Source organism: Pseudomonas sp. SWRI22 (assembly GCF_014268395.2).
Classification (GTDB): Bacteria; Pseudomonadota; Gammaproteobacteria; order Pseudomonadales; family Pseudomonadaceae; genus Aquipseudomonas; species Aquipseudomonas paracarnis.
The window spans coordinates 1,287,458-1,301,767 of sequence record NZ_JABWQK020000001.1; the positions used below are offsets into that span (position 1 = coordinate 1,287,458).

The 14,310-nt window shown below is 49.7% G+C and carries 14 protein-coding genes and 1 tRNA gene; 12 read left to right on the top strand and 3 right to left on the bottom strand.

Annotated elements, in window-relative coordinates; translation table 11 throughout:
• Positions 1–17 precede the first annotated feature (17 nt).
• Entirely contained in the window at positions 18–710 is a 693-nt protein-coding gene (gene ung, locus HU730_RS05555; protein ID WP_020301023.1) for a uracil-DNA glycosylase, read from the bottom strand.
• Between the two features lie 136 nt (positions 711–846).
• Between ung and HU730_RS05560 the strand changes: the two genes are divergently transcribed.
• Positions 847–1,959: an enoyl-CoA hydratase/isomerase family protein gene (locus HU730_RS05560; RefSeq protein ID WP_096143729.1), complete on the top strand. Its 1,113-nt coding sequence runs from the start codon at positions 847–849 to the stop codon at positions 1,957–1,959.
• On the opposite strand, the gene HU730_RS05565 is transcribed toward HU730_RS05560, so the two are convergent.
• Positions 1,945–2,397 (bottom strand): DUF3757 domain-containing protein, encoded by a 453-nt coding sequence (locus HU730_RS05565; protein ID WP_186526599.1) that lies wholly within the window; start codon positions 2,395–2,397, stop codon positions 1,945–1,947. The genes HU730_RS05560 and HU730_RS05565 overlap by 15 nt on opposite strands.
• A 157-nt stretch (positions 2,398–2,554) precedes the next feature.
• Positions 2,555–2,914 (bottom strand): hypothetical protein, encoded by a 360-nt coding sequence (locus HU730_RS05570; RefSeq protein WP_034126557.1) that lies wholly within the window; start codon positions 2,912–2,914, stop codon positions 2,555–2,557.
• A 67-nt stretch (positions 2,915–2,981) separates the two neighbouring features.
• On the opposite strand from HU730_RS05570, the gene HU730_RS05575 reads away from it, so the two are divergent.
• From HU730_RS05575 to drt3b, 11 genes are all read left to right on the top strand, one after another.
• On the top strand, positions 2,982–3,149 hold the full coding sequence (locus tag HU730_RS05575) for a hypothetical protein (RefSeq protein ID WP_186526598.1): 168 nt from the start codon (positions 2,982–2,984) through the stop codon (positions 3,147–3,149).
• A gap of 8 nt (positions 3,150–3,157) precedes the next feature.
• Entirely contained in the window at positions 3,158–3,370 is a 213-nt protein-coding gene (locus tag HU730_RS05580) for a cysteine-rich CWC family protein (RefSeq protein WP_034126556.1), read from the top strand.
• The gene (locus HU730_RS05585) at positions 3,360–4,052 is read left to right on the top strand and encodes a pseudouridine synthase (protein WP_096143732.1); all 693 of its coding nucleotides are present in this window, start codon (positions 3,360–3,362) and stop codon (positions 4,050–4,052) included. The genes HU730_RS05580 and HU730_RS05585 overlap by 11 nt, the downstream gene beginning before the upstream one ends.
• 304 nt (positions 4,053–4,356) lie before the next feature.
• Positions 4,357–5,241, top strand: a complete 885-nt coding sequence (locus HU730_RS05590) for an alpha/beta hydrolase (protein WP_186526597.1) — start codon at positions 4,357–4,359, stop codon at positions 5,239–5,241.
• Between the two features lie 113 nt (positions 5,242–5,354).
• Positions 5,355–5,428, top strand: a tRNA-Gly gene (locus HU730_RS05595).
• 164 nt (positions 5,429–5,592) lie between these two features.
• Complete coding sequence (locus tag HU730_RS05600; RefSeq protein WP_100847514.1) at positions 5,593–6,864, top strand: tyrosine-type recombinase/integrase; 1,272 nt, start codon at positions 5,593–5,595, stop codon at positions 6,862–6,864.
• Positions 6,865–6,886: 22 nt separating this feature from the next.
• Positions 6,887–7,183 carry a hypothetical protein gene (locus HU730_RS05605; protein ID WP_100847513.1) on the top strand — a complete coding sequence of 99 codons (297 nt, stop codon included), beginning with the start codon at positions 6,887–6,889 and terminating at the stop codon, positions 7,181–7,183.
• A 503-nt stretch (positions 7,184–7,686) separates the two neighbouring features.
• Positions 7,687–7,983: a hypothetical protein gene (locus HU730_RS05615; protein WP_100847511.1), complete on the top strand. Its 297-nt coding sequence runs from the start codon at positions 7,687–7,689 to the stop codon at positions 7,981–7,983.
• Positions 7,984–8,132: 149 nt separating this feature from the next.
• Positions 8,133–9,908: a replication endonuclease gene (locus HU730_RS05620; RefSeq protein ID WP_186526596.1), complete on the top strand. Its 1,776-nt coding sequence runs from the start codon at positions 8,133–8,135 to the stop codon at positions 9,906–9,908.
• Positions 9,909–10,408: 500 nt separating this feature from the next.
• Complete coding sequence (gene drt3a / locus HU730_RS05625; protein ID WP_122411614.1) at positions 10,409–11,662, top strand: antiviral reverse transcriptase Drt3a; 1,254 nt, start codon at positions 10,409–10,411, stop codon at positions 11,660–11,662.
• Complete coding sequence (drt3b, locus tag HU730_RS05630) at positions 11,655–13,622, top strand: antiviral reverse transcriptase Drt3b (RefSeq protein ID WP_186526595.1); 1,968 nt, start codon at positions 11,655–11,657, stop codon at positions 13,620–13,622. The genes drt3a and drt3b overlap by 8 nt, the downstream gene beginning before the upstream one ends.
• The last annotated feature ends 688 nt before the right edge of the window (positions 13,623–14,310 follow it).

Consider the following 14,310-nt stretch of genomic DNA (forward strand, 5'->3'; position numbering starts at 1 on the left):
GTTGAATGTGCCAGGCCTCACACCGGTGGCAAACGCCACTCGATGGGGGCCTCGCCATTCTGCTCGAGAAACTTGTTGGCCCGGCTGAAATGCCCGCAGCCCAGAAACCCGCGATACGCCGACAACGGCGACGGATGCACCGAGGTCAGCACCAGATGCTTGGTGGCGTCGATGAGCTTCTGCTTGCTCTGAGCATGGGCGCCCCACAGCAGGAACACCAGGTGAGGCTGATGCTCGCTGACTACCTCGATAATCCGATCGGTGAAGAACTGCCAGCCCTTGCCGGCATGGGCGTTGGCGTTGGCGCGCTCCACGGTCATGGTGGTGTTGAGCATCAGCACGCCCTGGTCGGCCCAGCTTTGCAGGTAGCCGTGGTTGGGGATGTCGATGTTCAGGTCGCGCTTGAGCTCTTTATAGATATTGACCAGCGACGGCGGTGCCGGCACGCCCGGTTGTACCGAGAAGCACAAGCCGTGGGCCTGGCCAGGGCCGTGGTACGGGTCTTGTCCGAGAATCACGACCTTGACCTTGTCCAGCGGCGTTGAGTTGAGCGCGTTGAAAATCAATGGGCCGGGGGGGTAGATCTCTTTGCCAGCGGCATGTTCCTGGCGCAGAAACTCGCGCAATTGCGCCATGTAGGGCTTCTCGAACTCCTCCCGCAGGGCGTGTTTCCAGCTGGGTTCGAGTTTGATACGGTCGCCATCGGTCATAGTTGAATTGTCTTGTAAAAAAGAATGAGGCGAACCCTAGGAAAGCCGACCCCGCTTGTCAATTGATCTGACACAGCACCGGCACTTTCCCACGAAGGGATCATACTCATCCTTCACCTTCTCGATTGAGGCCACGATGAACCTGCATTTCGAAGAACTGACCGGCAGTGGCGGCGCTCGCATCGGTATCGCCAGCCTGGACGCGCCAAAGTCCCTTAACGCCCTCTCCCTGCCGATGATTCTGGCCCTGGATGAGCGCATGGAGGCCTGGGCCAAAGACCCGCAGATCGTCTGCGTGCTGCTGCGCGGCAACGGCCCCAAAGCTTTTTGCGCCGGTGGCGAAGTGCGCAGCCTGGCTCAGGCTTGCCGTGAACAGCCGGGCGAAGTTCCGACCCTGGCCGCGCAGTTTTTTGCCGCCGAATATCGTCTTGACTACCGCCTGCACACCTACCCGAAGCCGTTGATCTGCTGGGGCCACGGTTATGTATTGGGCGGCGGCATGGGCCTGTTGCAAAGCGCCGCCGTGCGTATCGTTACGCCAAGCAGTCGTTTGGCCATGCCCGAGATCAGCATTGGCTTGTACCCGGATGTGGGGGCCAGTTGGTTCTTGTCCCGCTTGCCGGGCAAGCTCGGCCTGTTCCTGGGCCTCACCGGCGCCCATATCAACGGTCGCGACGCGCTGGACTTGGGCCTGGCCGACCGTTTCCTGCGTGATGACCAGCAAGACGATCTGCTCGATGGCCTGCTGCAGCTGAACTGGCAGGAACAGAGCGCGATGCAACTCAACAGCTTGCTCAAGGCCCTGGCGCAGGAGGCAAACAGTGATCAACCCGAAGCGCAATGGCTACCGCGCCGCGCACAGATCGACGAATGGCTTGATGTAGGAGATGTGCGGTGTGCCTGGCGCGCCTTGAGCCTGCTGCGCGACCACAGCGACCCGCTATTGAGCCGGGCCGGCAAAACCCTCAGTGAGGGCTGCCCACTGACGGCGCATCTGGTGTGGGAACAGCTCCAGCGTGCCCGTCACCTCTCATTGGCCCAGGTGTTCGAGATGGAATACACCCTGAGCCTCAACTGCTGCCGTCATCCGGAATTCGCCGAAGGGGTTCGGGCGCGCCTGATCGACAAAGACCAGGCGCCTCGTTGGCACTGGCCGGATATCAACACACTCCCCGAAGCGGTGGTGCAGGCGCACTTTGACAAGGCCTGGGAAGGTAGGAATCCTCTGGCAGATTTATCTGACTACTGACAGGTCTGTACGCTTGTCGTTGACCTTGAAAGCGCAGTTGTCCGGCTGGCTGTCCACGCACGTATACACCGGCAACTCGAACGCATCGGGCTGCAGCCTCCAATACAAGGTGCTGGTCAACGACATGTTGATAACCTCATTGCCGCTGCTTGGCCTCAACGCTACCACCCCGTTCCAACTGGTGCGGTAGATGCACTTGTCCATGTAGCCGTTTCCTCTCTCCTCGCCCTCGCCCGGCATGAAGACTGCACCAATGAATCCGTCAATAACACCACGAGACGCAACCTTCGGGCTTTGCCAGCCCAGGCCATTGTCCTTGACGCGATAATGGCCGTCTGCATACGCGACCTGCGACGGATAAGGACAGCCTTGCTCCGCTCTTGCCGATGCAATGAAGCAGCTCATCAGCAGGAGCACGCAAATCAATTGTTTGAACATAGGGTTTCCATCTGCTCAGTCTCACCACGCAAAAGCACAAGGCTCCTCGTTAGTGAAGTACAGCTAGCGCCTCAAAGATAGCTGTTAAATCTGACAGTACGGACGTACGGTACCCATAAAAAACGGCGCATGATGCGCCGCTTGTTTTTCAAGATATTTAACGGTGACCGCCGCGACCACTTCCGTGGTCGGAACCGCGTCCACGCCCGCCATTGCCCCAGCGGTCGCCCCACCCCTGGTTTGGGTAGGGCCGGTACCCGGCGCGAGGGTAATAGCGCGGGGCCGGTTGGTAGTAGCGCGGCGCCGAATAGTAGCGAGGCTGTGGCGCATAGTAGCGAGGCGCTGGCGCGTAATAGCTGCGCCCAGAAGGGTAATAACGCGGGCCGCCGTAGTAATAGGCTGGCGCCGGCACGGTGTAGACCTCGGAGCGATAGTAGGTAGCGCCTCCATCGTAATAGGGCACGCAGGCTGAAAGGGTCAGGCCGAGCAAAGCGATGAGCAGCAGTCGTCGATACATGGCGGCCTCCTGGACCGCGGAAGAGCTCCTCCAGCGACGCTGGCGAGCGGCATTCAGCTTTCACTGAATGACGAAACATCTGACATCAAAAACCGAATCTGGTGCGTTCGCGACACAACTGGAAACACCTGTTTCAGACGAAGTGAAAGCCCGCCAAAACGCCATGATGATGGAATGCCGCGCAGCCGCGCTGTATCGTGCAACAACTAACGTGCCCTACCCGATTCCCTTCTGAACCGACCCATGATCACACCGACCCTTTGCCCCGCCTGTGGTGCCCGCAACGACTGCTCCCTGGCCGATCCGCGCACTGCCGATCAAGCCTGCTGGTGCTACGGCGTCATCATCGACCCGGCGGTGCTTGAAGCCCTGCCGGATGAGTTGCGTGATAAAGCCTGCCTGTGCCCACGCTGCGCCCAGGTGGACGAACAGTTGCGTAACCGCAATGCGCGTTGATCGTTTCCTCAGCAACCTGCCACAGTTCAATCGCAAGCAAGTGCGCCTGTTGCTGGTGGAACGCCGGGTGACCGTTGAAGGGGTTGCGGTCAGCGATCCTCACCATGACGTACGTGAATTCAGCCAGGTCTGCGTTGACGGTGAAATCCTGCAAGCGGGCAAGCCGGCGCGCTATTTCATGCTGCACAAACCTCGGGGTTGCGTCAGCGCCACGTCGGACCCGCAACACTCCACGGTCCTTGACCTGCTGGACGAACCGGACAAAGCCGAACTGCATATCGCCGGGCGCCTGGATTTCAACACCACCGGCCTTATCCTGATCACCAACGACGGCCAATGGTCGCGGCGCCTCACGCAACCGCAGACCAAGTTGCCCAAGGTGTACCACGTGCAAACCGAACAGGACATCGGCCCGCAGTACGCGGTGACGTTCGCGGCGGGCGTGTATTTCGCTTTCGAAGATCTCACCACCCAACCTGCCGAACTTGAACTGCTGGGTCCCAGGACAGCGCGGTTGAGCATCATCGAAGGCCGATATCACCAGGTCAAACGCATGTTCGGTCATTTTGATAACAAGGTGATCGGCCTGCACCGCGAGCGAATGGGGCCCTTAGTGCTCGATGCGTCGCTTGCGCCGGGTCAGTATCGGCCACTGACTGACGAAGAAATCCTAAAAGTCTGACGACCGTTCAGCCGATGATGGCAAAAAACCAGCCCGTCGCCTTGCGACATGCGTACCGTACTGCTTGAATCAGGGCTTCAGCCAGATAATGACTGATGAGTCGCCTATAACCTCCAAGAAACACCTTGCCTCGCCCGCGCTTGATCCTCGGGCCTTCCCGGCAAACCGCCCGCCATAACAACACCCGCCGGCCAGCCGTCATCGGACCGACATGGGCCCTCATTTTCCAGGCGTATGCCTACCTGTCATAAAGCTCGTGCAGAGTGATCTGCGCGCACTACCCGCTTGCCAGGAGTCTTACGACATGAGGCCAGAAATCGCTGTGCTGGATATACAGGGTCAGTATCGGGTGTACACGGAGTTCTATCGCGCGGACGCGGCGGCAAAGACCATCGTCCTGGTCAACGGCTCAATGGCGACCACAGCGTCCTTCGCTCAAACCGTGAAAAGCCTGTACCCGCAATTCAATGTGGTGTTGTACGACCAGCCCTACGCTGGCCGTTCCAAAATCCATAACCGTCATGAGCAGATGCTGACCAAGGAAGTCGAAGGCCAGATCCTCCTTGAACTGCTCGACCACTTCGCCGCTGAACACGTGTTGTCCTTCTCCTGGGGCGGGGCCGCCACGTTGGTTGCCCTCGCACAGCGCCCCCGTCGGGTAGAAAAAGCCGTGATCAGCTCATTCTCGCCGGTGATCAATGCGCCGATGCGTGACTACCTCGAACGCGGCGTCGACTACTTGGGCAACCTCGACCGCGACCGCGTCGGCCATCTGGTCAACAGCACCATCGGCAAGCACCTGCCTTCGCTGTTCAAACGCTTCAACTACCGCCATGTCAGCAACCTGGCCGCACACGAATACGGGCAGATGCACTTTCACATCAGCCACGTGCTCAACAGCGACCGGCAGTGCTACCTCAAGGCAGCCAGGCAGATCGATATTCCAGTGCTATTCTTGAACGGCGAATGGGACGAATACACCAGTGCAGACGACGCCAAACTGTTTGGCCAGCATGTGGCCAAGAGCAGCTTCAGCACCATTCAGGCAACGGGACACTTCCTGGACATGGAACATAAAGCCGCGTGCCGCGACAGCCGTGAGGCCGTGGTGGGCTTCTTGAAAGGGCAGCGGCCCGCAAGCTCGTTCCGGTATAGCCAGGGCCAGGCGCAGCATGCATGGACGCTTTGAAATCAGGCCTGAGACTGTGGCGAGCAAGCTGTGTCGCCACACGCAACTCTCACATTTTTCAAAGAAAAACTTCAAATCCAGCTGAACATCTGGTACAAAGTCAGCCGCTCTGAGCGGGTATAGTTTAGTGGCAAAACGAAAGCTTCCCAAGCTTTAGTTGAGGGTTCGATTCCCTCTACCCGCTCCACATCACATCTCCACCCATCTCCCAACATCTCACCTCCCCTTATAGATCAATAACTTAGCGCTCCGTGAATCTCTCATGGTTTCGGGTGGTCTCTGCACGGCCCTACTTTTTCTGTACAGGCTCGTGTACGGTTTCGAAAACTTCGAACCAGGCCATACACAAACATGAAACGATCAGAGATAAAAAGACGACCCCTTTCTCGAACTGTCATCGATGCACTTGAACCCGAGGTCAAGGAGTATCGCGAGAACTACGGTGGCGCGGAGCGGCTTCACATCGTTGTGAGCCCAACCGGGCGCAAACGCTGGGAGCTGAGATATAAAAAATCTGATGGAAAATGGGGCTGGCACGGCTTGGGCAGCTATCGGGACGTGAACATCGAACAAGCCCGTGAAAAGGCTCAGCAGGCTCTCAAGCTGCTTGCAGCGGGAACGGATCCTGTCGCGCATAAGGCGCAAAAAAAATACGAATTGAGCGAAGCGACAAGCAACAGTTTTGAGAGCGTTGCAGAGGCTTGGTACACCAAAAAATCAGCCGACGGCAGAGCAGAAAAAACGCTCAAGTCCATGCGATATGCGCTGGACAACGACATGCTGCCAGCACTGGGTAAATTATCCATCTCGAAAGTCACTCGCAAGCATTGTGCCGAATTACAGAATTCAATTGAGCTTAGAGAGGCGCATAACACTGCAAAAAAAGTCCGGAGCTGGCTGAATCAGATTTTTGGATTCGCGATAGCAAGTGGCAGATGTGAAAATAATCCAGCAAGCAATTTATTGGACATCGCATCAGTACAGCCACAAGAAAAACAATACCCTCACCTACTCGAACATCAACTACCAGATTTCTTGAAAGCTCTTGAGGCTTCACCCAGCCGCACACTTGTTAAAAGTGCTGCGTGGCTAACTATCTATACAGCATCCAGGCCAGGCATGGTCAGAAACGCCGAGTGGATAGAATTTGATATTGATAAAAAAATCTGGAGCGTTCCTAACAGCAAAATGAAAATGGGTCGTGATCATGTAGTCCCGCTGAGCAGTCAAGTGATATCAATTTTAAACAACCTGAAAAACATTACTGGCAAATCTAGATACTTATTTCCTTCGGAAGGATCGAAAGGCTTAGTGATGTCGGAAAATACTGTTAACAAATGTTTTGCAAGTGCTGGATATAAAGACCGTATGACGGGGCACGGATCACGTCACACAGCGACGACTTTGCTCTCCGAACATGGCTGGCCTGAACCTTGGGTGGAGATGCAGCTCGCACATAAGAAGCCGGGGCTTAGAGCGGTTTATGACAAAGCATCCCATCTCAAAAATAGGGAAATAATGATGCAATGGTACTGCGATTACCTAGATGCATTAAAAGAAGGTTTGACGCAGAATCAAAAATCCGACTTTAAGAAAAGAACAGCAGTATCAAAAAACAAATAGACCGGACTGGAAAATAACACGAATGAATATTGAACTCAGCCAAATGAATCGCGCAGAATCCGGGCACACCCTGGCAGTAGCAAAAATTTACATGCTCCACGAGGAGTCAGATGTGGAGGGAAACTCGCAGGAAGACAACGTTCGTATCGAATTCGGGTACTTCAGAAACGCAAAGGGACAACTTGATATTTTTGAGTTTGAGATTTATGACGCGAGTAACTTACTCGAAAAAAAGCTGAATTTCTCGGCACTCGAAAGGCTCAAAAGGGGACTCGTCAATATGTGCGAAGCGGCCATCAGCACAAAGCTATACGTATAACCTACTGCCCTTTCCAAAAATCCGGGGCAGTGTCAGACAACGTCATAATAACTGCTCCGACGAAAGCTCGGGGCTATTTCGGACAACCAAAATAAACGCCAAATCCGCCCGTAAATTTCTCCACCTGCTAGTAAAAATCTGAAAATTTTCTTATTACGCGAAAAAGTTGGATGACACCGGTATCCCCCGTATTTTCAGGCGCTTACAAACGGTCGTAGCGGTGTCTTTTGTTGAATACTCCGGGCAGTGTCGTACAACAAAAAATACTGCTTGACGTAAGTTCCTCGGTCTTTAAATCTACATACAGCAACAACAACACGTCGTAGGAGACGAATAATGCTGATGACACTTGAAGACCTAATCAAAGAGCTAAAGCTCTCACGAGCAACAATTTACCGATCAATCAAAAGCCAAGGTTTTCCCGCGCCATTGAAATTTGGAAAATCAAGCCGTTGGAGAAAAAGCGATGTCGAAACTTACTTTAACAACAGGAGCGCGAGCCAATGTTGATTAATATCTGCGAACTGGGAAAACCCAAGAGAAACGTCATTACTCAAAGCCTTATTGATGAGTGGGTGTCAGAGCGTGATCTGCTATCAGATCTTAGTGAAAGCTTGACGAACAAGGACGACAGTGAAAACTTCATGATTGCTAGCCGCGAGTTGATCAAGCGGATTGAAGAAGACGTATGGGTAGAGCAAAAGCGGATCACTCGTGAAAGAGACCAGTTAAAACTTCTGAAAGAAGCTAAAGCTAATCTTTTAGAACAGATCGCTGAACTGCAAGGAGAAGCCTTGTGAACCTTGGCCTATCGACCCTGGATATCGACTGAAATTGTAGAGTCATCCGTCGGATAGGTAGCATAAGAAAGATGACATAGTTCACCGCCCGGAGCGGATTAGAAGCACAAACGCCGCCTAGAGCGGCCTATAAAAATAAGAACAATAAGATGTACACTACCACTCCCAACCGAATTCTCCCAAAGCAGTTGTTAGAAACCCAATATAGCAAAATTCTTTTCCGTGGATTCGACGAACACTGGAACGAGATGTATGAAAAGGTCGACATACAGCCCTCTGAAACACTCCCTACCATCGAAGAAATAATCTATTTTTCAAATGATGAGCTTGTCCGTCTCGCGCATAAAATCGCTGCCGCATATAGATTTTCACTGCTATCTGCAAACGAAAATCAAAAGAAACTTATCATTTACGACCTACCGTTTAATATAAAGTTAAAAAAACCCAAAAATTCAACTATCGACTCACTGGCCCTCAGAATCAGTGATAAAAAATGGTGGCGCAGGCAAATCATCAAACTAGCCGATGAAAAAAGAGAACATCTAGCACATCTAAAAAAAGAGCTCGGCGGAAAGAATGCCACTCAAGTGTGCTGCACCGACAGAACAATAGAAATGCATAAAGAACGCAAAAAGAAAACAGATAAGTTCTTGATGGGCTGTAACAAAATAATCCGCAGCAATGGTTCTGACGCATTTGTCTTCAACTTGCTAGATGTGGCCAACGGGGCAAGAAAAAACAGACTTAACGAGTTATTTCTGGACATAAAAGCTCTTGAGAGGATCGCGGAGCAGAACCAATTTGGCTGCGCTTTTATCACGCTAACAGCGTCCCCAGAATTTCATCCAAACCCGAAGATTGGAAGGGATAAGTATTCGGGGGCGAGTGCCAGGGAGGCTAACCGATCTCTGCAAAAGGATTGGCGTTCGATATTGGACGCTCTAGATAACATTGGTGTCGATAGAAGAAGCGGGGATTATTTCGGATTCCGGGTGGTCGAGGTTCATGAAGATGGATGCCCGCATTGGCACATAGCAATTTTCTTCAATAAAGAATTAGAGATTTTGGAAGCTATTGAAGATTCAATTGAACGACTGTACATAGATCGTAAAGACTACTTTGCGAATAACAAGCGCGATATTGTCCGCATTATTGAAAAGACAGGTGATGATACCGCCACCCCTTCATCTTATATATTCGGATACGTACTGAAAGCATTAGCGGGTGAAGACGATGACACTGCCACTAGGTACAAATGCGCCATCCGTGCCATGGGCGCGAGACAATATTCATTTTTTGGTATCAAGTGCGCCACAGGAAAACAGAGAGCACTTAAACGGGTGGCTAAAGATCCCGATGCGCCGACACATATAAAGCAACTGGCCAAGCAAATCCACCCCCCTATGGATTTAGACGATAGGAACGAGAGCCAATTAACGGCCCGCGTGCATTTTTTTGAGAATGATTCGGATAAGCTTAACTTTGAAAAAGAAGAGGGAAATAACAAATACGGCGAAGTAATCCTCACCGCAAAATCAATAAAGCATGAGTTGGATGAGCAGTCTGTGCAGATCGCAGGTTTGTGCGAAGACATCAGCCAGGAGCAAGCGGACAAATTGAGACGTAAGGAGACAGAACAGGTCACAATTGTTATTAATTATTCAAGAAAAGCAAAAAGAAAGAAACGACACGCGAGACCGCTCACGAAGATTCGAATCTGGAAGAGATTCTGTGCTCAAGCGGCTAGTGAGCGTGAGAAAGAAGCGGTCAGGAGAGCGTACAGTGCCGCCAGGAGCCTTTCTTCGCATAAAGGCTCAATACACCTGCACCCACAGATGATACGTGCATTGGCGGCACTGGAGGAGCGGCGGGTGACGCGTTATAAGACAGCGGCAGAAGAGAAGCCTAGCGGCAGCCTAGGATGAGCCGCACCCCGTGCCGATTGTTCAAATTTTTGAGTCTCGATGGCCAATATTTTCGTCATGCGTGCCCTTGCCAGATCAAGATAGGTCAAACAGGCGACGACGCTGAGAGATCGACTCCCTAGGCCTCCATAACGTCCGTAGCTCCTAAGTGCCGGAAGCGCTATGCTCGGCGCTATCTCAGCGATTCAAGGAGCGAATTGTCATGTTACGATCAACCGTGTGTACCGCAGGCAGCGATGCCCCAATTTCTTTGATACCCGTGAAGAGTGATCTATCGGCGGCGAACACACTGTATTTGACGTCAGAATACAAGAGTCGACGGGGTCATCTCCAAAGCCGATCTCGTCCTAGCAAAGAAAAGTACGCGCAGGAGAGGACATGCCCGAGATGTGGGGTTGACGGCTCATCCGCGTTGTTCCCCATCCAACGGTGGTAATAGGGCCCAGTGTCTGGAATGCTTGGGTGCTTGGGTGCTTCATTCTTTTTGTAAGGGATGACATATGTACGACCAGTCGTTTAATTTTATTTCGGTTTCAAAGGTTCTGCGAAAGAATGATTTCTACCTTAGGCCGTGGCTGAGAAACCCGTTATCAAAGACCGCAGAGGTTGAAGCTGCTGTCGCTCGCTCTGATGTTGGGTACGAATCATACTCTTTTCTTGAGAGCTCAATTCTTCGCGGGAAGAATGTCTACAGAGTTCCCGCCTTCAGTCACGAGCTGGTGTTACGAAAGATAGATAAAAATCTACGAATGGCTAAGTCGTTATACTCGCCGTCAAGAGACACTATAATCGCTAATCTTCGCGCTCTGATCGCAGAAAGTGCTCAATTTAAAATATATAGATTAGATATCAAGAGCTTTTACGAGTCATTCACGGCGTCCAATGTCCTGAGTGCTGTGTACGGAATTAAGGGTTTAAGTCCTCAGACCAAAAAACACATTAAAGACATTATTGAGCATCATACCTTGGCTGGAGGGTTAGGGATCCCAAGAGGTATGGCCTTAAGTGCGACGTTATCTGAAGTAGTAATGAGTTCTTTTGATTCTTCAATAAAAACGATGGCAGGTGTATATTTTTATAGTCGATATGTCGATGACATTATTGTGATAACTGGGGGGGAGGAGCACTCAAAACAGTTTCTCGCTAAAGTGAGCAAGCTGCTACCGCCTGGACTCCATTTAAATACGAAAAAACAGGAGCTTTGTTCTGCACCCGATTCTTCTGGATACAAAAAAAGCCAGCATCCGGAAATGCCGCTGCTCTTCTCTTTCGAATACTTAGGCTATAGTTTTTCGGTTTACGAACCACCGGAGAAAAACGGCAGCCGAGAAGTAGTATTGGATATAGCGGACTCTAAGATAAAAAAGATCAAAACGCGTCTCACTAAAGCTTATCTAGACTACTGTAAAAACAGGAATTTTGAGCTTTTAGAAATGCGCGTAAAGTTTTTGACTTCTAACTTTAGCGTACTAGATATTAATAGAGGCGGATATAGATTGGCTGGAATTTATCATAACTATCACAGGATAGATGAAGCAAAATCAACAGCCCTAGCTATATTGGATGAGTACCTATACCTGGCGACAATGAGCAGTTACGGTAAAGTATTTGATCGTTTTTTCTCGATCACTTCTGTCGCGCAACGCCGCAGACTATTGACTTTCAGCTTTAAGCGCGGATTCAGTGAACGTAATTATTTCCACTTCAACCGTTCACAGTTCAAAGCGATCAGGGAGTGTTGGGAGTATGCTTGATGATAAAAAATCTGAGCGAATTATAAAGGGTGACTATTGTCGAGTTCTCGTAACTGAAACAGCTCCTTATGAAACCCCGATAATATTTTCGAATGACGGCTTCTACAATATTGCAAAGAAACAAGCATCGAGCACAGGCTTCGCTAAGACAATCGAAAGCTTATTTATAACAAGTAAGGGCGGAAAATGGAGCACTGTGCCTTACCAATATAAAATAAGGAAAAGTGCAACTGACTTCAGATGCCTCTCGGTTTTGCATCCACTCTCACAATGGCAAATTAAACTATTCTATGAGCGCTACGAGCATCTCATTTGTCATTACTGTACATTAGGTAAATACTCGATACGAACTCCATTCAAAACCGCGAGTGTATTTTATTACAAGAGCTCATGGGAGAACATAGGGCAATACAAGAGAGGTACCGTTGACGACACCGCCTCTGAAACAACGCTAAAACACAGTTCATCCTTCTACGCGTACAAGGGTTACACTAGACTTTATAAAATGTTTAACTCAAAAGCCTTTCTCGATCTTGAAAAAGACTTTAGCGTTCTAAAAACTCTGGACGTTTCAAAGTGCTTTGATAGTATTTATACGCATTCGATTGCGTGGGCTACTAAAGACAAAAGCTTTGTAAAGGACGGAAGGTACGCCGCATCTATATTCGGAAATAATTTTGACGACGTTATACGGATGGCGAATCACAACGAAACAAATGGGATTGTGATAGGCCCAGAAGTAAGTCGGATCTTTTCAGAGATAATATTCCAGAACGTTGACTGTAGAGTAGAAGCTAAGATGGCATCTGAAAAGTTCAATTGGATTTTGAACATTGACTATTCTATCAAACGCTACGTTGACGATGTTTTCATATTTGCCAGATCCATCGAAATGGCAAATAAAATTTACGAAATTTATGCGGATACGCTTTTGGGGTACAAGCTGCACGTCAACTCAGCCAAAAGTCAAATATATCAGCGCCCTTTTTTCACACCAAAATCTAAAGTGATTAGAGAGGTAAATCTTTACGTAAACGAATTCACGGAAAGGTTTTTAGAGGAAGTTGAAGAAGGGGCTTCGCTAAAGCCAAAGAAGATATTCAAAGTTGATAGGCTTGTGCGTAGCTTTGTTGATGCTATCAAAGCAACTTGTTCTGCTGAAGGTATGGATTATGATGAGGTGTCTTCATATATCATATCTGCGCTGTTTGAAAGAACAAAGCTGCTAATTAACATCCCCAAAGAACTTAATCCCGAAGCCGAAATTAACGATTACAAGGATGCTTGTATCGTATTTTTGGAGGTCATGCATTTTTTCTATTCGGTGGCACCCTCTGTTAGCTCTTCGTATAAGTTTTGCGCATCATTGATACTGCTCTGTCGGTTTGCCGACCAACATTTAGGTCATTACAAGCATACAATAAAACAGCGCGCATTCGACCTGTCTCTGTCCCTGCTCGATAGCGACACCTTCCACAAAAGAGCTGATATTGATAATTTCATATCGCTTGAAGTTCTAAATGTTATTTTGTCTTTGAGCGATTTTGGCGCTGCTTATCTGCTCCCTTCGCATATAGTAGAGAAAGTGTTCGGTGGCGATAGCTCGTATTTTAACATGGTTTCTTGTCTTTTTTATATCAAAGATCATGTTCAATACTCAACAATTAAAGAAAGCACTCTTAAAAAATTAGATGCAAAGCTTCAAGACATGTCAAAAATCCTCTCTAATACAGAGCAAGCTTGTCTGTTGTTAGACAGCCTGACATGTCCATATATAGGCCGAAAAAGAAAATCCAAATATGTAAATAGGCTATGCGTTGCGATGAAGATCAGCAAGCCGACTCAACAAGAGTTAAGCGATTTTTTTACGCATTATGCTTCTAAATATTGGTTCATTAACTGGACAGAAGTCGATCTTTTAAACGCTCTGGAGCGAAAAGAGCTTCGGCAGGTGTACTGATCGGAGCTGTCGAGGCTTTTTTCGGATGTTTTTCTGTGCTAGCCTGCTGGCTGAAAGGTTAGTCAATATACCTCCACGCGGCCCCTCAGAAGGCTGCGTTTCATACCTACTTAGCGAATTCTTCATCACCTCATGGGTCGATGAGGCGCTAGCTACCTAGGAGCGGTGAAAGCCGTACACACTAAGGTTGAGACTGCCTTTCTCCCCATTCTCAACGCCGCAGGTCTTAAGCGCTTCCTTCTCGCAGCCGGTGCCTTATCTTTCGCCCGGCTTAGTGTGTCCCACCAAGTCATCTATTCCAAAGATTCAGTATCACTCAAAAAAATCATCTAAAGAGACCTGTCTCTGCGACCCACCTACTGCGTCTTTTCCCTCAGACACACAGCCGAGCGGAACAGTGCTTGTGGATGAAAGGTATTTGGCCAAGTGCTGCTTTAGCATTTTAAAATTATTCTTCGCATCAATGTCCTCCTCAGATTGACGGTAGGTTGCCCCTGGAGTCATAACGTCTTCAGCTTCATAAAATATCGCAACATTGCCGAAATATATGTCTCCCACTGTGTCATTCCCTATTTATATACAATTTTATTAGTTGCGTAACTTGCATCGCTGCCAGCTATAAATTAATAATACTCTTAGATGATTAGGGCGAACAAGGCTCCTCGAAAAATAGTCTTCGACATTTTCC